At 36.1% G+C, this 21,667-nt stretch carries 20 protein-coding genes and 1 pseudogene; 6 read left to right on the plus strand and 15 right to left on the minus strand.

Translation table 11 applies throughout. From position 1 onward, the window contains the following. Positions 1-124: 124 nt before the first annotated feature. From ubiE to HZR84_09635, 4 genes are read left to right on the plus strand one after another with little or no spacing between them, the layout of a single operon-like run. A complete protein-coding gene (gene ubiE / locus HZR84_09620) occupies positions 125-847 on the plus strand; it encodes a bifunctional demethylmenaquinone methyltransferase/2-methoxy-6-polyprenyl-1,4-benzoquinol methylase UbiE (protein QNL22184.1) in 723 nt (240 codons plus the stop codon). After that, complete coding sequence (locus HZR84_09625; protein ID QNL22185.1) at positions 844-1,542, plus strand: PorT family protein; 699 nt, start codon at positions 844-846, stop codon at positions 1,540-1,542. Before ubiE ends, HZR84_09625 begins: the two co-directional genes overlap by 4 nt. Beyond that, on the plus strand, positions 1,535-2,296 hold the full coding sequence (locus HZR84_09630; GenBank protein QNL22186.1) for an SDR family NAD(P)-dependent oxidoreductase: 762 nt from the start codon (positions 1,535-1,537) through the stop codon (positions 2,294-2,296). Before HZR84_09625 ends, HZR84_09630 begins: the two co-directional genes overlap by 8 nt. A gap of 15 nt (positions 2,297-2,311) precedes the next feature. Beyond that, the gene (locus HZR84_09635; GenBank protein QNL22187.1) at positions 2,312-4,216 is read left to right on the plus strand and encodes a tetratricopeptide repeat protein; all 1,905 of its coding nucleotides are present in this window, start codon (positions 2,312-2,314) and stop codon (positions 4,214-4,216) included. Here the strand turns inward: HZR84_09635 and HZR84_09640 are convergent. Together HZR84_09640 and HZR84_09645 are read right to left on the minus strand one after the other, a co-directional pair. Beyond that, positions 4,213-4,842 carry an alpha/beta hydrolase gene (locus HZR84_09640; GenBank protein ID QNL22188.1) on the minus strand — a complete coding sequence of 210 codons (630 nt, stop codon included), beginning with the start codon at positions 4,840-4,842 and terminating at the stop codon, positions 4,213-4,215. The genes HZR84_09635 and HZR84_09640 overlap by 4 nt on opposite strands. Then, positions 4,826-5,716, minus strand: a complete 891-nt coding sequence (locus tag HZR84_09645; protein QNL22189.1) for a protein-glutamate O-methyltransferase CheR — start codon at positions 5,714-5,716, stop codon at positions 4,826-4,828. Before HZR84_09645 ends, HZR84_09640 begins: the two co-directional genes overlap by 17 nt. Before the next feature lie 112 nt (positions 5,717-5,828). Here HZR84_09645 and HZR84_09650 point away from each other — a divergent pair, with 112 nt between their 5' ends. Continuing rightward, a complete protein-coding gene (locus HZR84_09650; protein ID QNL22190.1) occupies positions 5,829-7,166 on the plus strand; it encodes a saccharopine dehydrogenase NADP-binding domain-containing protein in 1,338 nt (445 codons plus the stop codon). A 397-nt stretch (positions 7,167-7,563) separates the two neighbouring features. Beyond that, positions 7,564-10,422, plus strand: coding sequence for a M36 family metallopeptidase (locus HZR84_09655; GenBank protein QNL22191.1), 2,859 nt, complete (start codon positions 7,564-7,566; stop codon positions 10,420-10,422). A gap of 44 nt (positions 10,423-10,466) precedes the next feature. Here HZR84_09655 and HZR84_09660 read toward each other — a convergent pair whose 3' ends face one another. The 13 genes and pseudogenes from HZR84_09660 to HZR84_09720 form a co-directional block, all read right to left on the minus strand. Beyond that, the gene (locus tag HZR84_09660) at positions 10,467-11,438 is read right to left on the minus strand and encodes an NAD(P)-dependent alcohol dehydrogenase (protein ID QNL22192.1); all 972 of its coding nucleotides are present in this window, start codon (positions 11,436-11,438) and stop codon (positions 10,467-10,469) included. 2 nt (positions 11,439-11,440) lie between these two features. Beyond that, the gene (locus tag HZR84_09665) at positions 11,441-12,676 is read right to left on the minus strand and encodes a geranylgeranyl reductase family protein (GenBank protein ID QNL22193.1); all 1,236 of its coding nucleotides are present in this window, start codon (positions 12,674-12,676) and stop codon (positions 11,441-11,443) included. A gap of 98 nt (positions 12,677-12,774) precedes the next feature. Continuing rightward, the gene (locus HZR84_09670; GenBank protein ID QNL22194.1) at positions 12,775-13,146 is read right to left on the minus strand and encodes a VOC family protein; all 372 of its coding nucleotides are present in this window, start codon (positions 13,144-13,146) and stop codon (positions 12,775-12,777) included. 103 nt (positions 13,147-13,249) lie between these two features. Beyond that, on the minus strand, positions 13,250-13,759 hold the full coding sequence (locus tag HZR84_09675; GenBank protein ID QNL22195.1) for a DinB family protein: 510 nt from the start codon (positions 13,757-13,759) through the stop codon (positions 13,250-13,252). Positions 13,760-13,984: 225 nt separating this feature from the next. Further along, positions 13,985-14,458: a DUF1801 domain-containing protein gene (locus HZR84_09680; GenBank protein ID QNL22196.1), complete on the minus strand. Its 474-nt coding sequence runs from the start codon at positions 14,456-14,458 to the stop codon at positions 13,985-13,987. A gap of 3 nt (positions 14,459-14,461) precedes the next feature. Then, entirely contained in the window at positions 14,462-15,037 is a 576-nt protein-coding gene (locus HZR84_09685) for a VanZ family protein (protein QNL22197.1), read from the minus strand. 39 nt (positions 15,038-15,076) lie between these two features. Then, positions 15,077-16,045: a zinc-binding dehydrogenase gene (locus HZR84_09690; GenBank protein ID QNL22198.1), complete on the minus strand. Its 969-nt coding sequence runs from the start codon at positions 16,043-16,045 to the stop codon at positions 15,077-15,079. Positions 16,046-16,207: 162 nt separating this feature from the next. After that, positions 16,208-17,098, minus strand: coding sequence for a 4,5-DOPA dioxygenase extradiol (gene ygiD / locus HZR84_09695; protein QNL22199.1), 891 nt, complete (start codon positions 17,096-17,098; stop codon positions 16,208-16,210). A gap of 38 nt (positions 17,099-17,136) precedes the next feature. Continuing rightward, on the minus strand, positions 17,137-17,553 hold the full coding sequence (locus HZR84_09700; GenBank protein QNL22200.1) for a hypothetical protein: 417 nt from the start codon (positions 17,551-17,553) through the stop codon (positions 17,137-17,139). After that, positions 17,540-18,025 (minus strand): annotated as a pseudogene (locus HZR84_09705) (DUF4437 domain-containing protein). The gene HZR84_09700 and the pseudogene HZR84_09705 overlap by 14 nt, the downstream one beginning before the upstream one ends. A gap of 86 nt (positions 18,026-18,111) precedes the next feature. Then, positions 18,112-19,158, minus strand: a complete 1,047-nt coding sequence (locus tag HZR84_09710; protein ID QNL22201.1) for an alpha/beta hydrolase — start codon at positions 19,156-19,158, stop codon at positions 18,112-18,114. A gap of 157 nt (positions 19,159-19,315) precedes the next feature. Beyond that, positions 19,316-20,329, minus strand: a complete 1,014-nt coding sequence (locus tag HZR84_09715) for a beta-lactamase family protein (protein ID QNL22202.1) — start codon at positions 20,327-20,329, stop codon at positions 19,316-19,318. A gap of 340 nt (positions 20,330-20,669) precedes the next feature. Beyond that, positions 20,670-21,596 carry an MBL fold metallo-hydrolase gene (locus tag HZR84_09720; protein QNL22203.1) on the minus strand — a complete coding sequence of 309 codons (927 nt, stop codon included), beginning with the start codon at positions 21,594-21,596 and terminating at the stop codon, positions 20,670-20,672. Positions 21,597-21,667 lie beyond the last annotated feature (71 nt).

The raw sequence follows: 21,667 nt of genomic DNA on the forward strand, positions 1-21,667 counted from the left end.
TGTTTTGAATTATTATTTATGTAATTTGAAATATTAATTGAACAAGGCTTATTTACTGCTGTTCATATCCTTTAGGTTTTTTTTTCATCCGGCAGAATCTAACTTTGCCGCATTAATTATAATTATGACAGTAGTTCCGTACAAAGAGAAAAAGAGTGGGAAGAAAGAGCAGGTAGCTGAGATGTTTGACAACATTTCAGGGAATTACGATTTTCTTAATCATTTCTTAAGCCTGGGAATAGACATAATCTGGCGAAGAAAAGCCATAAATCTTTTAAGGAAGTCAAATCCGAAAATAATTCTTGATGTAGCTACGGGAACTGCGGATTTTGCCATACAATCTCTATCACTAAAGCCCAATCAGGTCATTGGAGTTGACATTTCAGAAGGGATGCTTGAAAAGGGGCGTGAAAAAATACATAAAAAAGGTCTTGAAAAGGTTATACAATTAAAAAGCGGAGATTCTGAAGATCTTCCTTTTGAAGACAATTATTTTGATGCGGTTATCGTTGCATTTGGAGTTAGAAACTTTGAAAATCTAGAACTTGGACTATCAAATATTATTAGAGTATTGAAGCCGGAAGGTCAGTTGGTGGTTTTAGAGTTTTCAAAACCAAAGAAATTCCCAATGAAGCAACTTTTTAGTTTTTACTTTAAGTTTATTTTACCTGTATTGGGAAAAATAGTATCCAAAGATAAATCCGCTTATACCTATCTTCCGGAGTCCGTCGATGCTTTTCCCGAAGGGCATAGTTTTAATATAATACTTGAAAAAATTGGTTTTAAAAAAGTGAAAAATATCCCTTTGACTTTCGGAATCAGCTCAATATATATAGGTCAGAAATGAGAGTTTTAATAGCAATATTGCTCTGTTTGAGTCTGGGACAAAAAGTTTACAGTCAATCCGCATACAGGCCGGAACTCAATTTGCCATATTACGATGACAAATGGTTTCACCCGGGATTTTTTGTGGCTGTTAATTTTGCCAACTATTATTTGCAGCATGATCCCAATTTTTTTACACCATCAAGGTTGGATTCTGTTGTAGCAGCAAACCCAATAGGAAGCCCGGGGATAACTTTGGGATTTATCGCCGGACTTCGATTGCACGATCAGGTCCATTTTAAGTTTCTTCCCGGAGTAAGTTTTTACACCAGGGGTGTTGAACTGGATTTTGCAAATGGAGAGCGGGTGAGAGAAACCATTGAGAATACCTTTTTGGAATTACCCCTTATGCTTAAAGTGAGATCCCAAAGAAAAAAGAATTTCAGAATGTATATTTTGGGAGGCGTTAAACCAAGTCTTGAAATTGGTTCCAGATTGAAAGAGCGCACCGAAGATCAGCTGAGGACACTAAGTTCTGATGTTGCAATTGAGTATGGCTTTGGATTCGATTTCTATTTCGAAATGTTCAAATTTGCTCCTGAAATCCGTTTTTCACATGGTTTTAATAATATGATCAATTCCGATCCTAATATATTTGCAACCAGTGTGGAAAGTCTGAAGTCCCATACTGTAACCATTTATTTAAATTTTGAATAAGCCTCAAACAGCTTTAATTACCGGAGCAAGTTCGGGAATCGGTGAAGCCACGGCTAAGCTTTTAGCTGAAAAGAAATATCGATTGATAATTTGTGGGAGAAACAGCTCAAAACTTAACAATTTAAAAGCTGAACTCAGTAAAAAATCTGAGGTGGAAAGTTTAACTTTTGATATAAGGCAAAAAGATAATGTTTTCAAAGCGATAGAAACTCTTCCCGGACAATTCCGCAATATCAATGTTCTAATTAACAATGCCGGAAATGCACATGGCCTCGCCAGCATTCAGGATGGAAGTGTTGAAGACTGGGATGCGATGATTGATGGCAATGTAAAAGGCTTATTATACGTTACTAAAGCCGTATTACCCTTAATGAAGGCACAGGAAAAAAAGCATATCATTAATATTGGATCGATAGCTGGAAAAGAAGTTTATAAGAATGGAAATGTTTATTGTGCCTCCAAATATGCAGTTGATGCCTTAAATACTGCCATGAGATATGATTTCCAGGAATTGGGAATAAAAGTATCGGAAATAAATCCCGGTTTAGTCGAAACGGGCTTTTCAGAAGTTCGATTTAAGGGAGATAAGGCAAAAGCCAATAGTGTATATAGAGGATTTACACCTTTGCGCGCTAGCGATATTGCAGACTTAATTTATTATGTTATATCAGCCCCGGCGCATGTCAATATAGCAGAAACACTCATTCTTCCTTCAGATCAGGCCGCTTCAACGATGGTGAAAAAGAGCAATTAGCTTATTTTTGACTTAATGCAAAAATATTTCTGGATAGGATTTTCATTTTTATTGTTTTCGCTGAGCGCTGTGCTTAGTTTTTGTACCGATCAGAATGACGAATCTAAAAAATCAAAACAAGATCAAGTAAGTGAGTTCTTAAACCTATCAAATGAAGCCACATTTGTAGGAAGCGAAAACTGCATCTCTTGTCATTCTGAAATTCATGAGGATTATGTTCACACGGGAAAAGGCCGTGCTTTTCACCTGGTCGACAAGGACAAAAGCATAGAAGACTTTAGCAATATCCATGTATATGATTCTTTTTCGGGATATCACTACACGGCATTTTGGAAAGGCAATGATATGATTGTACGGGAATATCGTCTTGCAATAGGAGATACAACCTATATAAGAGATGTCAAGGCTCAATTTGTTATTGGTTCCGGTAATCAGACTAGATCCTATTTGTTTGAAGAAAATGGATATTTCTATGAATTGCCGATCACCTGGTATGTAAAAAAAGGCATTTGGGACTTAAGTCCGGGTTATGAAAATGGGGCAAATACGAGGTTTTCAAGGCCGATCAGTCAAATGTGCATGAACTGTCATAACTCCGATTTTGAATTTGTCGATTTTTCTGTCAATAAATTTTTAAGTCTCGGGAATGGAATCGGATGCGAAAAATGCCATGGTCCCGGAAGCCTGCATGTCGAAAAAAGGAATTCCGGAATTGACCATAGTGATTCCATCGATTACAGCATAGTCAACCCCAAACATCTAAGTTTGGAATTACAATTTGATGTATGCAGACAATGTCATTTGGAAGGAGTAACTGTTAGCAAGGCCGGAAAGGATTTCATGGATTTTAGACCGGGAATGTCATTGAATGATTTTTGGGAAGTATTTATTCCGGTTGGTGAGAATGCCAATGATTTTGGCTTCGCATCTCATGTTGAAAGATTGCAAATGAGTGAATGTTTTAAAGCTTCCGGAGTTAAGATGAACTGTACCACATGCCATGATCCTCATAAGCCTCTTGCCGAAAATGCGGTATCATTTTATAATGAGAAATGTCAGAAATGTCATGGAATGGATGCTTGCGGAGCCGATCATCAAAGTCTTTCAATTAATAATAACAGCTGCATAGCCTGTCATATGCCCAAGGACGGTACTACGGATATCCCGCATGTTTCCACATCAGACCACTTTATTCGTGTATACATGGACAATTCGGAAAAAAGGAGCGAGGAAAGCGATGGATTGAAGGAATTCAGAAATTTTACATCGGAACAAGAGAATAAAAGGGATGTATTTCTGGCCAATCTGGAGTATTATGAAAAAGTTGAACAAAACCCCGGGTATCTTGAAAGGATAGAAGTTTTTATTTCAGAAGTAGAGCGCGAGAAGAAGATTAAATACTATTACCTCACAAAACAAGAACTGCCGGCCCATTTATTATCACAAAGCCCAAACAGCGAGGCCAATCCCTATACAGCTTTTTATTTAGGTGAAATTTTAAAGCGACAAAATGAGAATGCCATTCCCTGGCTGGAAAGAGCGGTGAATTTAGCACCTGATAATTTAGATTTTGCAAGACGACTCGGTAATGCCTATATGGATGTAAGGGATATTTCCAGAGCCAAAATCATATTTTTAGGGATTTATAATAAAAATAGACTGGAATTGCCCGCATTGGTCAATCTCGGTTTTATTTATCAACTGGAAGGAGATTTTCCCAAAGCATTACAATTCACCAAACAAGCGCTTGAATTGGATCCTTTGTATTTAAGAGCCAGAGAAAATTTAATCAATATTTATCTGAATTTAGGAGATATGGATAGTGCAACAAAATACCTGAACGCCTTAATATTGGATTATCCTGAAAAAGCTCAATATAGAAATCTAAAATCACAGATTGAATCCATGAGGGCAAACTAATCCATATGTTTAATTAATACTTCGGGTATAACGCGATGATCTCCTTCGAATTTGACTATTTTGAGTTGCGGAACACGATCCATGAGTTGTTTTGTTTTCTGGATATGTTCATTTTTTAAGAAAGGATCTTTGTCACCGTAAAATATTCTAACATTTTTTCCTAAGAGCGTTTTATCCAGAAAATCTGTACTCATATCAGGTGGGAAAATAGTTGCCCAGAGATATAAATCGTCAAAAATAATCTCGCTTTTTGAAATCCAACGGCATATTGTAGCACCTCCCTGAGAAAAACCCAACAGGCTAATTCTTTTGGCTTTGCTTGCCTTTACTTTTGAGATCATCAGAGATTCCAGAAAGGAAAATTGATTTTCGATCTCCAGTTCCCTGTTGTGTTTAGTCATCCAGGAAGCACCAACATTTCCGCTTAATCCATCCAAATAAAAGTGCGAAAGACCCTCAGGTGCAATGATTAAATTTTTATTTTGATCTAGCGCAATAAATTTTTTGATAAATCGTGAGGCCAGCTGACCATACCCATGGCATACCAGCCAAATGCGTTCCGGATCTTTTGGTTTTCCAATTTGATAATAATTGGCTTTAAGGCTAAATTCATGTGTTTTCTCCATTGGCTTTCACCTTATAGATTTTCTCATAGCGTTTAATAGCTTCAAACTGGTTGGATTCTTTTAACCACATTATTGATTCTTTTACTCCGAGTCCAAGATAGGAGCCTTCCCGAAGGTTTTGACGTATCTTTTTAAGCGTTTGATTTTGAAGTTTTTGATCAAAGTAAATCAATACATTTCTACAGAATATAATATCAAATGTTGTTTCGATTGTTTGCTGAACAAGGTCGTGGCATTTAAACTTTACATTTTCCAAAAGTGACAAATCCATTTGATAACCCAGTCCTCCTTTCACACAATAAAAATCAAGAGTCTTATTTCCCTGGGCGTGAACATAGTTTTCGCTGTTTTTTACAAAACTGTGATTAAAATAATAGCCCTTTCTGGCAATATCAATAACGAGGGGGTCAAGATCAGTGGCCAAAATTTCGACCTTATCAAAAATTTCTGCTTCCTTTAAAAGTATAGCAAGAGAAAATATTTCTTCCCCTGTAGAACAACCGGCAATCCAAATTTTTAATTTACCGGAATTTGAAATGTTCGGGATAATTTCATTTTTGAGAGCAATCCAAAATGGGGGATCTCTGAACATTTCTGTGGCACCCACAGTGATTTCATGGACGAGACTAATTTTAAAATCGGGCTCTTCTTTAATTTTCACTAGCAGTTCATCAGCATCGTCAAGACCAAAAATTGTAATGAGGTGTTCTATTCTCCTTGACAAAGATGCTTTTGCATAACCGCTAAAATCCAATTGATAATAATTCAGCAAGTGGTTAATAACCGAATCAATTATCTCAATATTAAGGTCTTCATTTTTTTTGAGATGAGGTTTGCCCTGATTTGGTGGTATGGACTGTGATTCTCTTGCCATTTATTTCAATTGAAATATAAGATATAACGAAAAAATGGCATTCGGAATAAAATGTAAAAGCTTTTTTGAGTGAAGCCAAAATTCATATAAATTGGCACCTGCATATAATCAAATGAACAAAATCCTCATAATTGGAGCAGGCCACTCCTCCAGCACATTAATAAAATATCTTATCAATGAAGGGCAAAAAGAGTCCTGGGAAATAATTGTCGCCGACCTCAATTATGATCTGGCAATAAAAAAATCCGCCGGATACTCCAATGTTGAGGGAATTAAATTTGATATTTCTGATACTCCTGCTGCAGAGAATACAATTTCTAATGTTGATGTGGTGATATCAATGTTGCCGGCATTTCTGCATATAGAAGTCGCAAAAGTTTGCCTTAGGCAAAAGAAACATTTGTTGACCGCATCATATAATACAGAAGAAATATCCGCATTGAGTTCAGAAACCAAGAGTAATGATAACCTGATTCTCATGGAAATGGGTTTAGATCCCGGGATCGATCACATGTCGGCCATGAGGGTAATCGATAAAATACGATCGGAAGGACACTATCTTGATACATTTGAGACTTTTACAGGAGGGCTTTTGGCAGCCAATGGAAAAGACAATCCATGGAATTATAAATTTACCTGGAATCCTAGAAATGTAGTTTTAGCAGGTCAGGGAATAGTAAAATTTATACAGGAAGGCCGATTTAAGTATATTCCCTATCACAAATTGTTTCGAAGAACAGAACGAATTCATATACCTGATCATGGATACTTTGAAGGATATGCCAATAGAGATTCGCTAAAATACCGTTCTGTATATGGCCTGGAAGATGTCAGAACATTATACAGGGGAACTTTGCGAAGACCGGGTTTTTGCAAAGCCTGGAATATTTTTGTCCAACTGGGCGCAACAGATGATACTTATCAAATGGAAGGTGTGAAAGAACTCACTCATCGTCAATTTTTGAATTCCTTTTTGTATTACAACCCTCATGATTCAATCGAACTGAAACTGGCACATTATATGGGTCTTGAAATGGAAGGTGAGGAAATGTACATGTTGCGATGGATTGGAATGTTTGATGAAGAACCTGTTGGAATTGACAAGGGAACACCGGCACAAATTCTTGAGCATATCCTAAAAAAGAAATGGACACTTTCTCCTGAAGATAAAGACATGATCGTCATGTATCACAAATTTATATTCAGATTAAAGGATTCAGACGAATTAAAAGAAATTAATTCCCACATGGTAGTTCTGGGAGATGATGCTGAAAATACAGGCATGTCGAAAACCGTGGGATTGCCACTCGCAATTGCAACCAAACTATTAATGAAAGGAAAAATTAAAGCGAGAGGTGTTTGTGTGCCTACTGATCCGCTTATCTACGAACCAGTGTTGAACGAATTGGAATCAGTAGGTATCATTTTTAATGAATACGAGGTGAAATAGATTGTAAAAATCAAATCAAGATTTCAAAAGCAATTTTTATTGAATATTATTTTTTCAATATTAAATTGAAATATTATCATATTCTGAAGCATGAAATGACCTTTTTGGCCTCATTTGGAATTTTATCATTAAAATTACACTTCAAGAAAATCCAATACTGATTGACGCACTCTGTATCAGATTAAATTCAAATTCATAAATAGATTAATTGAAAGGATTAAATTGCTCTGATAATGTCTTTTGAAATTCCGGCAGAGGAACAATTTTATAAAATGAATGTTTAAAAGTATCCTTCTACAAATTATTTGTTGAGATTTAAAAAACCTCACTAAGTGATTTTTAAAAACTAATTATTGATTAATGCATCAGCATTAATTTTAAATATTAATATCTAAAGATGAAGAAAACACTACTAAGTTTAATTGTAACTATTGTTTTTTTATTGAGCACCGAGGCTCAAGAGCAAAAGCAAGAAATAAGTGAATATTTGAATTCCTATGCTCAAAATTCAGCTTTGAGTACTGAGGATATTGCAAACTGGGAAATTACTGATAACTATGTTGATAAAAGAAACGGGATAAGATTTGTTTATATAAGACAAACAATCAAAGGTATCCCCGTACAAAATGGTTTGGCAAACTTTGCGATAAAAAATGGGGAAGTGGCATATATGGGCGACAGGCTCATTTCAAACTTAGAAAAAAACCTTCCATCATCGAATCCTTCGATAAGCGCAGAATCAGCAATAATCAGAGCCGCAGAACAATTGGATATTGAAGCGCCAAATGGCTTAAACCTGATTAGAACCGAATCCGAAAGAAAGTTAATTTTTTCAAATGGCGGTATCTCTCTGGAAAATATTCCTGTAGAACTCATGTATCTAAAAGCTGAAGATGACAATACTCATTTGGTTTGGAATTTGTCTATTTATGAACTTTCTGCACAAAATTGGTGGTCAGTTTCAATTGATGCACACAATGGAGAAATGCTCAATAAAGTTAATTGGGTAACGCATTGTGAATTTGGACATGCTCATGAAAATGATGAGAATTTCCGTGAAGAGCACTTGTCTCATTCTACAAGTTCTTCCAAACTCACTTCTTCGGATTACAAAGTGATTGCTTTACCGGCTGAAAGCCCAAATCATGGCCCATATGTAACGGTAAGTGATCCGGCAGATTCTTTGGCTTCTCCATTTGGTTGGCATGATACAGATGGCCTTCCTGGTGCAGAATATACCATTACGAGAGGAAATAACGTTCATGCCTACGAAGACATCGACGGAAGTAATAACAACAATCCCGGTACCAGCCCGGATGGTACTTCAGCATTGCATTTTGATTTTCCATACACTCCTGGAACAGCTCCAAGTTCATATACAGATGCAGCGACAACCAATTTGTTTTATCTCAATAATTTGATGCACGATATATGGTATTATTATGGATTTGATGAAGCTTCGGGTAATTTTCAGGTAAATAATTATGGCCGTGGTGGGCTTGGAGGAGATGATGTAAGAGCCGAGGCCCAGGATGGTGGTGGAACAAACAATGCCAATTTCGCTACACCAAGCGATGGCAACCGACCTAGAATGCAGATGTATTTATGGGGAAGTGGAAATTCGGCAAGAGACGGAGATTTTGATAACGGAATTATTGCTCATGAATACGGGCATGGTATTTCAAATAGATTGACAGGAGGACCTTCATTAAGTGGTTGTCTTTCTAACGCAGAACAGATGGGAGAGGGCTGGTCCGATTGGTTTGGCTTAATGATCACAATAGACTCCGGTGACCAGGCTACTGACAGAAGAGGTATAGGAACCTTTGCACAAGGTGCACCAACCACAGGAAATGGCATTCGACCTGCACCCTATACTACGGACTTCTCAATAAACAATTATACATATGGTAATACCAATAGCGGCTTAAGCCAACCCCATGGAATAGGTTTTGTATTTGCAACCGCACTTTGGGATTTGAACTGGGCTTTGATCAACTTTTATGGTGGTGTTGCAGATCCGGACCTTTACACTGGAACAGGAGGAAATAATATTACAATGAATCTGGTGATGATGGGAATGAAATTACAGCCTTGCAGTCCCGGAATGATTGATGGACGTGATGCAATTATTGCAGCTGACGAGCTGCTTTATAATGGCATTCACAAATGTTTAATTTGGGACGTTTTTGCCAATAGAGGATTTGGGTATTTTGCCCAGCAGGGAAGCCCTAACAGCCGTTCAGATCAGACGGAAGACTTCAATCCATCGCCATTTTGCCAGACGGCCACACAGGCGCCAATAGCCAATTTTGGTTTTAATCCTTTAGCACCAGCCTGTAAAGGAGATGTAAATTTCATCGATTCAAGTTTGAATATTGCGCAGCGATGGTTTTGGAATTTTGGTGATGGCACAACTGATACTTTTCCAAATCCAAAACATTCATATCTAAACGCGGGGACTTATACCGTACAATTGGTTGTTACTAATAACATAGGAAGTGATACCATTTCTAAAACTGTAACCGTCGGTCAGCCTCAACCTCCTGTGGTTTTAGACAAAGAAATTTGTGAAGGTGCTAATGCGGTATTGGTTGCTTCTAATGCGGAAGGTACAATCGAATGGTTTGATGCAGGCCTAAATTTGCAAGCTACAGGTCCAATTTATATTAGGTCAAATGTGACTTCGGATGAAGTCCTTTTAGTAAGGGATAATCGTTCAGGGCCGGGCTCATTTTGTATTTCAGCCTTTGATTCGGTGTATATAAAAGTTTTGAAAAGTGATTTTACTTATACCCAAAATGGAGCGACTGTAAGTTTTACGGATGCTTCCAGCAATGCCAATGCATGGGCATGGAATTTTGGTGACGGCAACAGCTCAACTTTGCAAAATCCAACACATACTTATTTAGCAGGAGGTAATTACAGTGTTCGATTGAGTATAAATGGCAGACCTTGTTCAAAAACTGAAGTAGTAAGTGTAATCAGCGGAATAAAAGATGAAAATGGATTTGAAAAATTCAGTTTGTATCCCAATCCAAGTAAAGGAACTGTTAATATACAATTTGCAGAAGCTGCCAAAGCAGAATTGCAATACTCTATTCAGGATCTGAGCGGGAAAATATTAATTAGAAACACAATTGAAAGGGGACAGAATTCAGTATTTATAAATTTGAAAAATTTCAAACCTGCAATGTATCTGATTCAGATAGAAGGCGGTGACTTTAATGAAGTTCGCAAATTGATTTTAGAATAGAAAAAAATTAAAGGATAATAATTAAGCCGCTTTATGCGGCTTTTTTATTGAATTGAAATTATCACTTTGCCACTGTGTTTGGCATTTCCAAAATACTGTAGTTTCCCGGCAATTTCTTCGAAGGGGTATGGGCCGTCAATTATGAATTTTATTTGTCCATTTTCATAAAGTTGGTTGATCTTTTCAAGTTCATTATTTGGATTTAGCGCTAAAATTCTAAAATTCTTTTTGCCAGTTAAACGAAACAAAGGGTTCAATATCAATATTGAAATAAGATAGTTAAGACTTCCCCCGACAGTAAAATAGTTGCCATTATTTTTAAGCGATCGGGCATAAGTAAAGATACTTCTGTTGGTTTTGGCATCGAGAATTAAATCATACTTAATACCGTTTTTTGTAAAATCTTCTTTTCGATAATCGATAATATGATCAAAACCCAATTTTTTCATCATTGATAGTTTATTTCCGCTATCAACACCGGTGATTTCAGTATCATTATTTTTCAATAAATAAAAGGCTGAGGTACCAAAACCCCCACCGGCACCATTGATCAATACCTTTTTGACTTTTTTCCCTTTACCTAATCCATATATTGACTGGTAGGCCAGCAAAGATGCATGCGATACTGCAGCAGCCACTTCGAATGACATATTGAACGGTTTATGAACAATAGATTTTTCATTGACACATACGTATTCTGCAAATGTGCCAAAACTAAATTCTGAAGTATCCCCATATACAGCATCTCCAATTTTGAAATTTTTGACATTTGTCCCTATTGCTTCCACCACACCTGAAAGCTCCATGCCCGGAATTCGATTTTTTGGCTTCACTATTCCAAACATGAGGCGGTATAATTTTGGTTTTCCACGAACCATGCTCCAATCCCAGTCGTTGATGGCCGTGCATTTAACTTTGACCAATACCTCATTCTCAGAGGGCTTTGGCATATCTACCTCTTTAATTTTTAGAACCTCCTCCGGCGAACCGTATTCCTCATAAATTGCTGCTCTCATGTTTAATTATTTATGAATAGTTTGAAATAAAATGAAGGCTTGATCAACTCCTTTTTAAGATCAATGTCATCCAACATGGAGGTTATTAATGTTCGAACCGACTCATTTTTTTCTGCTCTGTTAACGATAAAATTGAATAAACCCGGATATTTCAAAAGCATTTGTAAGCTTCTGCCAAGCCTGAGTTCATTCCACATCCTTTTGTAAATTTCACGATCATAGTTAAGATTAAATTTAGCATCAAATTTATTCTCTTTAAAACAGTGTTGAACATGCCAGGTCGCAATCCTGGCACTTCTTATCGCATTTCCAATGCCCTCTCCGGTGAATGGATCAATTAATGCGGCCGCATCACCTAATAATAAATAGCGATTGCCGGAAATCACCCTTTTTTTGGAACCAATGGGTAAGCCGAATCCCTGTACTTTTTCCAATGGTTTTGCCTCAGAAAACCTGTTTCTCAATTCGGGATTGGATTCGATTATTTCTTTAAGTTTTGATCTGAGATTTATTTTTTTTTCAGCTACAGTACTTGAAAGTATTCCCAAGCCAACATTGGCCTTATTTTCAGTTAATGGAAATATCCAAAAATAACCGGGGAGAAGTTCTTTATAAAAATGCAACTCAATATGCTTGCCATCATTAAATCCTTTTACATTTTCATAATATTGCCGTACGCCCGCTGAATGGTGCTTTCTTTCAATCTTATTTTTTGAAAGGTATTTTCTCACAACGGAATTGGCACCATCGGCTCCCAAAACGATTTTACTTTTAAAGTGCTGATCTGCACATCTGATTGAAATGAATTCTTTTTGATCAACAATTTCCAGAATACGTATATTCTGATGGATCTCAATGTCACTTTTTGATGCCGCCCGATCAAATAAAAAATTGTCAAAATCAAGGCGTTTGGATATAAACCCACCGCTATTTGGTGTCAAAGGATTTAAAAATGGAATTTCAAGTTTTTTCTTATTGGGAGCGATGAAGGTTACGCCTGAGGAGTTTTGTTTTTTAACATTTTTAACAAAATTTTCTCCCAAATATTCATCAATCTTATACAATTGATTGACAACATCTGCGCTCAAAGCGTCACCACAAATTTTATCTCTGGGGAATACCGATTTTTCGAGCAAGGCTATCCGAAGTCCCTGCCCTGAAAGCAGCATAGATGCAATTGTACCCGAAGGACCTGCACCTATAATAATTATATCATATACATTGTCGGATTCTGTCATTTGAAATTGTACTATAAGACAGAATTTAATGCAATCCTGAATTATTCAGATTAAAAAATTGGCTGGAATATTTTAGCCGGTTAAATCATTGCATTCAATTAAACATGTTGATCTATCAAAATAGCATTTCCGTCAGGATCAAGAATGCTAAGACTAGCCGGGCCATTAGAATTTTCATCGGCTTCGCTTTCTAGCTTTATGCCTTTTTCTTTTAATTGTTTTTGAATGCTTCTTATATCATCGAAATCATCAAGATGACTTGCATTACTGTCCCAGCCCGGATTAAAAGTTAGAATGTTGTTTTCAAACATCCCCTGAAATAATCCGATCAGTGAATCTTCATTCTTCATGATCAAATAATTTTGTTCCAGGCTACCGGCATAAACTTTAAAACCAAGGGTTTCATAGAATTCCTTTGACTTATTAATATCTTTTACACTTAAACTAATTGAGAATGCACCTAATTTCATTTTTTGTGATTTGGTTTGAATTAAAATGTTTCAGATTAAAGTTTACAAGTGAATAAAATTAATCAATTCAAATAATATGGCATTAGAAGTATTTCTTTTATCCTTAGAGTTTGGCCAAAGCCGATGGGAGGCCAAGAGCTCTTCGCCAGGCAGCCAATTGCCCCAGATGCATCGACTCATGCGTAACGCACATAAAATACAATAGATCTCCCAGACTTTGTAAATGATTGCTAAATCTCCATTTGACAGGTTCATTAATACGTTTTTCATCCAATTCCACAATCAATTGCTCCACAAGACGATGTTCTTGAGTTAAAGCCTCTAAAAGAGTGTTTTTGTCCGGGTACTGACCGTTATCTGAATCGGGTTTTCTTGGATCTCCGGGGCCTTTTCTTTTGAATATTGATTCCCATTGAGGATTGATATCATAAGGCCCATCCAAATATTTTGATGTTAAGGCTGCGGCTGAAACTAAATGACCAATGGTAAAAGCCGCGTGATTTTCAAGGCCATCTGTGGGACATATGCACATCATATCTTCTTCTACATCAAGCAATAATTGCTCGGCGTATTTTAGATTGAATTCGTAGGCATTTAACAAGATGGTTTTCATTTGATCTATTATAAAATGGGAGGTTTAAAATAAATATTTAAAACCGAATGAAAATATTAATAGGCTTGTGTACATTTCCCAGAAGAATGATTACAGTTTGATTTTTCCTGCATGAGCTGAAAGCCATGCATACAGTCATCAGAATTAAAATATATTTCATTTTCTGAATTTCTTTCATGTTGAGGATTAAAGAACATAAAATTCTTTAGTTGCATTCTTAATTCCTCATGATGCTTGTGAATTATTTGGCCTTTTCTTTATTCCGGAAATTGGCTTGATAAGTGTGGTAACTGTTTCACTTTCTTTATGGTCTTCTTCAAGATCTTCAATAGCTATTGTTCGTGCCTCTTTAATGAGATCATGAACTTCAGGTTTATTGAGATCCTCAACATTGGAAATTTTAATATGTCTAATCCTTTTTCCTGTTCCTACCAATAGACCTTTTGGGTCTGAAAGTAAAGCTCCCGAAGGAAAACTAAGGTTTATATGTTTGCTGTAAACAATGATTGCACAATAGCAATCCCAGGCTTTTTTTGTAAATCCATATCCAATATTGACAGAAATAATTGAGTCTCCTACCAGTTCGTATTTTGGCTTTGTCTTATTAATTATGGTTTTTCTTAATTCCTGAGCTAAACTGCTGATCCTTTCTCCAAAAGGCAAAAGATATCCTTCAATCTGATCTTCTATTTCGTTCATATTTCATTCTTTATTATGACTGATTTGAGACTTTATTTTAGAGCGAAGCCAACTTACTCCAATACTAATAAGTACACCAAAAGCAGAAGCAAAATAGTTAAATCCGATATCTACAGGATCGAAAACGCGATAGGGTAAAAATACTTGAATAAATTCATCCAATAAGCCAATAGTTCCTGCTGCTAAAATTGCAAAAAGGGCCGGGGATTTTATTTTTTTACCATTGGATTTTCTTTCATATAATGCCTCATAAATGACAATGGCCAGCAAACCGTACTCAAACATATGGGAGCGTTCAGCAGTTGTCAGATCCATTCGCAGTAAGGCCATTCCACAGACTGCAAAAACGCCTGCATAAAGCCAGTATTCCAATTTTTGTTCGGTACTCCTCCAGCCACTAATTATAAATACAGAAACCAAAAAAAGAAACAAGTAAAATGTACTTTGTTCTATAAGGCGTTTCTCTATCATAAAATTTATGATCTGCCCACCAAAAAAAAGTGTACTGAAAATAGCCATTAAGATTATGCTTGCCCAAAGCCATAATCTTTTTTCATGTTGAGATGTAAATTTTGTCATTCTCAGCACTTTATGCTGTATGTTATTATTAAAAGCAATCTAAATTACAACTAAAACTTTCCCTTTTGCTTTGTTTGCCTCCATATACTCATGCGCCTGTTCCACTTCTTCGAGTTTAAATATCTTGTCAATATTTAGTTTAATATTCCCTTTTTCAACATCATCAAGGAAGTCTTGCAATAAGTCTTTTGAAAGGTTTTTTGATTCACCCATATAGACGGTCAGTCTGCCTAAAGAAGGAATATCGCCCATCGGCGTAAACTCCTTCATGGACCATTCATTGCCCAAAATTCCGGTCATACAAACCATTCCTTTTACCGCAATACATTTTAAAGAGTCCTTTAGTGTTCTTGTTCCAATTAACTCAAGCACCTTGTTGACACCATTCGGATAAATTGTTCTTAATTTTTCATTTACATTTCCATCATCAATTATTACATGGTCAGCTCCATTATCAATAAGCGCTTTTTTCTTATCGGGATTTCGCGTCGTAGAGATTACTGTTAAGCCTTTGGCTTTTGCGAGCTGACAAGCCAGCATACCAATTGAAGAAGTACCTCCTCGTATAAGCAAAGTCTCATCTTTAGTTATTTCCAGGGCCTGATTCAGAGAGCCCGAGACGGTTTGAAACATTTCGGGAATGGCACCCAGTGTTTTCCATGGAAGAGCACTTTTAAATGGAAAAACAATTTCCAATGGGACCGAGGTATATTCTGCATAGCTACCATCAAAAAACCTTCCCATGCCTCCCATTATAGCAGCCACCTGCTGCCCTTTTGCATAAGTATTGCTTGGGTCTTCTTCAACAATTCCCACACATTCAATTCCTTGAATTCGCGGAAATTTTACACCTGGCGAATCACCCCTTCTTGTGAAAAGTTCAGATCTGTTTAAACCAAAGGCTTTTATTTTTATTACAATCCAACCAGGTTTTGCATTGGGTTTGTTAAGATTCTGAATTTCAATTACTTTCGGATTACCCGCTTTAGTTGTAACAGCTGCTTTCATGCTTCAAATTAGCACTATCGAGCGTAATCATCAAGCAACTTATTCTTATTTCCAAAGCAGAATGTTAATGATTTGTATAAGTTTTAGATGGAAAAAATAAGGACTAAATAATGATTCAAAAGAATTTATAAACCTGAATGTGTTGCAATTAGCTTGTTGGTTTTATTTTGAATCAATTTTTACAGAAGTCATTGACAATGAACCACCGACCGGTTGATCATTAAAAAGGGACAAATTATCCCTATTGTCTTTCAAAGCCAATGTATATATCAAAGGCAAATAATGTTCGGGTGTAGGTATTGCCAATTCAAACGCTCTACCCTGTTTATTATATTCAATTAAGCTTTTAAAATTTTCATTTTGAATAAATGACTTCATTTTCTCATTTGCCTCTAATGCCCAATCATAAGCAAAAGGCTCACCTTTTAATTTATCCCAGGCTACCATTCTCAGATTGTGAACCATATTGCCACTTCCAATTATTAATATCCCTTTATTCCTAAGTGATTGGAGTTCCCTTGCGAGTTCAAAATGATATATGGCCGGTTTCCGATAATCAATACTCATTTGAATAACAGGAATATTTGCTTCCGGATAAAGGTGCTTAATTACACTCCAGGAACCGTGATCAAGCCCCCATTTATCATCGAGTTCAAGCTCAGTTTTATTTACAATTTGTTTTATTTCTCGAGCTAATTCCGGGCTGCCCGGAGCCGGATATTGTACTTCAAACAATTCCTGAGGAAACCTACCAAAATCATGTATAGTTCTTGGGTTTTGCATGGCTGTAACTAAGGTGCCCTTTGTTTCCCAATGTGCTGAAATGCAAAGAATAGCCTTTGGTTTATAAATGTCCTTTCCAACTTGTCTGAAGCCTTGAACAAATATATTTTCTTCAATGGCATTCATAGGACTCCCGTGACCTAAGAATAACACCGGCATTTTTTCGGTAGGGCTAAAGTCTTCCGTAAGCTTGTTTAATGCATCTACTTTCATTGTTTTTGTAAATAATGGTAATAAAGCCAAAGACTTAAGAAAATCAGATCTTTTCATAATTGTTAATTACAAATTTGAACGGCATTTTATTCAAATTAAATATTTGAGATTAATTCCAGCACTCTATTTTTTGCATCTTGTTTGGCTTTAAGATCACCTTGATTGGTTCCCCCATATCTAAAATCGTATTGCTTTCCCTGAATAGTCATTTTGCCGGTTCTTACTTCAGTTTGAGAATCGGGATTGCCTGAAATTAAGTGACCGGCATCATCGTATTGAATATTTTGTACCTTTTGACCTAGGTTAAAAGCTTTTAGACGATCTTCAATCATATTAGCCATTTGAGCTGATGGCCAAACATCATCACTTTTACCTGAAAGCAATAAAATTGGACCGTTTATTTTTTCAACCTTTATTGTGGCTTTTTCTACATATTCTTTTTGATTCAATCCCCCGGACCAATAGTCAAGCGTGTTAATTGTGCTTGAATTACCCGGCTTAATCTTTTCCATAGGTATATGCTTCCTCAGTAGGTTTTACAAGGTAAGGCCCATTATCAATCTCTACTAATGCAATGTTTTCTTCTCCTTTGGCAGAAGTGATATGAGCTTCACCGTCAGGTTGTGTCTAAAACGAGCCGGGTTTCATCCACAAATTATCAGCTTTTGGATCGTCATTATGCACTAATCCTTTTATCACCACCGCTCTATAAGTGACATTATGAATATGTGGTGGTGAAGAAAATCCATCAACAAATTTTGTTAAAAACCCTGTAGCTACCGTCCCTTTTCTATTTCCCCAAATTGTTCCCGCTTGCGGACTTTGGTCTCCTCGCGCAGGATTTAATTTTTCCCAAACGATTTCAGAGCTTAATAGAACCTTGTTTGTCGGATCCGAAATACTCACTCTCGTATCTTTTTTGGGATTCGCACAAGAGATATTTAGTCCAATAAATAGTATTAAATAAATTGTATATCTTGACATTTGTTTCTGATTTATCTTTTTTGCTTATTGAAAACGGTAAGTATAAGGTGCGTCTTAATGTGCATAAAACATTGTTAGAAGCTGTTTTATTTTAAATTTTCAGATACCCATCTATTTAATCTTTCAGTGTATTGTTCGGATATAACTTCCTGATCCGGATTATTGTCCTCATCTAAAATCATCATATGCCCCGCTCTATTTATTCTGTGAATTTCGAAATTTGAGTTACCATTTTTGTCAAAAACATTTTTCCATACCTCAATGCTTTCTTCAATCGGAACCCAACGGTCTGTCGCACCGTAAAAAAGAGCAATTGGGATATTAACTTTTTCAAAATATTCCTTCGGATCAAAATCCATTTCATGGATCCATTTAGTCTTGCTAATATCTTGAGGTAGGTTCCCACGCCATGGAAGATATACATCATTAAACCAATCTTTATCCCTAAACATATCTATCTCTTCTTGCGTTTTTTGTCTATCTCTATTACCTCTGTAGTAATCGTTAGTTATGTTTCTCAAGTGTATGGCTTTTTCGATTATTTCTTTCGAATAATTATTCATTTTTAACGTGGTTACCGCGCTATATTCCATTTGTTTAGCTGGACTAACACCGGAACTTGAGAGCAGTATCATGAAAGAGATGTCATTTGGAGCCATAGAAAAGGCTAATGGGCCTAGCCAGCCTCCTTGACTAATTCCGAAAAATCCAATCCTATTCTTTACAACATCATTTCTTGTTTTAAGCAATTGAATTGCATTCAATCCATCCTCAGCTAGGGTTTCTAAACTCGCAGTATTGAAGTCTCCAGTCGATTCTCCGGACCCTCTTCTATCATATGTGAAAACAGCAATACCCAGAGCATTCATATGTGTCTCAAGGTGATTGTATAGTTCATTGTCGTGATGACCATGACTCGCCGAGTGCAATACTACAATTACGGGAAAGGTTCGGACTTTTTGAGGTTTACTTAAGTACCCAACAAGTGTATCATTACTTGAAATGAATTCCAACCTTTCTTCATTTTCTGGCTGACTTTGAATAGCAACATTGCCAATTGAACTATTTCTATTACCACAACTCATTAAAACCAAAATCAAAAACGCCTGAATAAAAAATATCTCTTTTTTCATATCGTCATTTAATTACTCCTAAGGATAAAATGTTTGAGTAGCGGCAGGTCGGCGCGATAGTTTCCGGTCAAACCGCCAGGCAGTATGTGCGAGCTATAAATCTTGATTTTTAACACTTTGCATTCCATATCTTTTACAAATTATTAACAAATCGGCTTTAATCTGTTTTATATAATTCTCTATTAATTTCATTTATCAAGTCCATCAATTCAGGTCTAATTTGATTTGATAAAAGTATCAGAAAATAACCAGTTTTTACATCAATTTGATTGTATGCCCCAAATGAAGCAAGCCAACCTGTATGAGAAACAATCTGATTATTACTCTCATTAATATCCCAACCAAAGCCATAGTTTACCCTTTTCCCATCATTTAAAGTTGAAATATTAAACATTTGCTTTTTACTCTTCACATTGAGTAATTTATTTTCAAAGAGAGCTTTATTCCATAAATACAAGTCTTCAACTGTTGAAATTAAACCACCATCAGCTGTTGTCATTAAATAATCATTTCTATTCCAATATTCATCATACCCAATTGCCCTGTTAATTTCTTTTCCATTATTTAAGAGGGTACTTTTCATTCCAAGAGGGGTGAAAAAATTCTCATTTAAAAATTCAGCATAACTTATCCCTGTAACTTTTTCAATTATCTCTCCAAGCAAAAAATAGCCTGAATTACAATATCTATGTTCTGAATTAGGTATAAATTCCAATGAATCATTTTGTGCTAAAAAATTAAATATTGAATCTTTTTGATTATAAACCTCATTTTGCCAGTAATCAGGTATGCCAGATGTATGATTCATCAGGTTTTTAATTGAGATCTTTTTCATTGATTCAGGAATATCAATAAAATCACCAATTTTATCGTCTATTGCCAATCTTTTGTCTTCTTGTAATTTTAGAATAGCAGTTGATGTAAATTGTTTTGTTAGTGAAGCAATGGGAAATAATGTTGAAATAGAGTTGTTTTCTTTTGTATCAAGATTTTTAGTCCCAAAAGAGCCCTGAAATAATATCTCATTACCTTTTGCAATCAGTATTGAACCATTTAATAGACTGTCCGAGGTGTATTTCTCAACTATTAATTCTAAGTTTTCTTTCTTCCTCTGCCCTGCTGCATTGAATACAGTCAATAGAGTCAAAGTTAGAATTGCAATTACTTTCATATTAATCCAATTAGTTTTTTATATGTAGGTTATCTTCACCATGTTGCTGGTGCCTATTGGCAATAGAGGATTTCATACTGAAATAGTCTGTCCGATAGGGTCGGGCTTTTAATTGAAATCTGCTTTATCCATGAAGGATCAAACCCGCTATCGCATTTAACTTGAATTGGTATTAGTTATTTCTTTGCCTTTGTTCGATTTCATTTCCATCAAATTTGTAACTAAAGCAATGTCCAACTAAAATGAGAATGCGCCCCAGTAGCTAGAAGCACCGACATTTATTGTTTGAATTGTTTTTTCAGATGGCTCAGTTCGCATATTCATTTTAGTGTTTGTTGTTTCAAAATATATCCAAATCCCTACCAAGGACTACCTTTCCTTTGTAGTGGTCTTTTATTTCTTTTAAAATACTTTCGTCTGTTGCCCCCCAGGACAAAATATGATACAATATCAGTAATTCAGGTGTAGCTTCTGTTGCTATCTTGGCCAATTCATAAGTAGATGTATGGTTTTTAGCATGATATTTTTTCCAAAAATCGTCTTTAAGATCATATTTCGACTTACTGTACACCTCGTGTAAAAGTATATCAGCATTTTTGGCATATTCTGATATTTTCGTTGAAGGAGCAGTGTCTCCTGAAATAACAATGACTTTATCCGGCGTCGTAAACCGAAAACCCCAGGCATTTGGCCAGGTACCATGAGGGACAGGAAATGCCTCAACCTTTACATTCTCATCCTCATAAATAAGGCCTTCACTTTTAATTTCTCTGCTATCTACACGCCATCCTTGATTATTGGCTGGTTCCAGACCATAAAGTCGATATTTAATATCCTCCTCATAAGCTTTAAGAATATGATCAGTCATTTTAGTTATTCCTTCAGGCCCATAGACTATGAGCGGCTCATCGCGTCCCATAACCCAAGGAGTTAAAATTAAATCCGGATAACCTGTTGTATGGTCAGAATGTAAATGAGTGAGAAAAGCTCGCTTAATATTCTTAGCATTTAGTCCTTTTATTTTTCCACCATATCTCTCCGACAAGGATGCTGCCTGGCGAATAAGACCAGGGCCAAAATCAATAATATATGCTTCGTTATTAACTACTATAGCTATTGATGGGCCAGATTTTGATGGGTTTGGATTAGGGTTTCCGGTTCCAAGAAGGATGAGTTTAGTCGTTTCTGAGTCTGAGAAATCATTCTGAGCTTTTGTTCCATAGATTGAAACTATAAATAGCGGTATTAGGATTAAGACTGTTTTCATTAGCTTTTTTTCTGGGTTAGTAAATACACAACTGTTGTTGGTTAAACTGCGTTTTGATGCAGTTTAGAATT

The organism is Hyphobacterium sp. CCMP332, from assembly GCA_014323545.1.
Classification (GTDB): Bacteria; Bacteroidota; Bacteroidia; order Cytophagales; family CCMP332; genus CCMP332.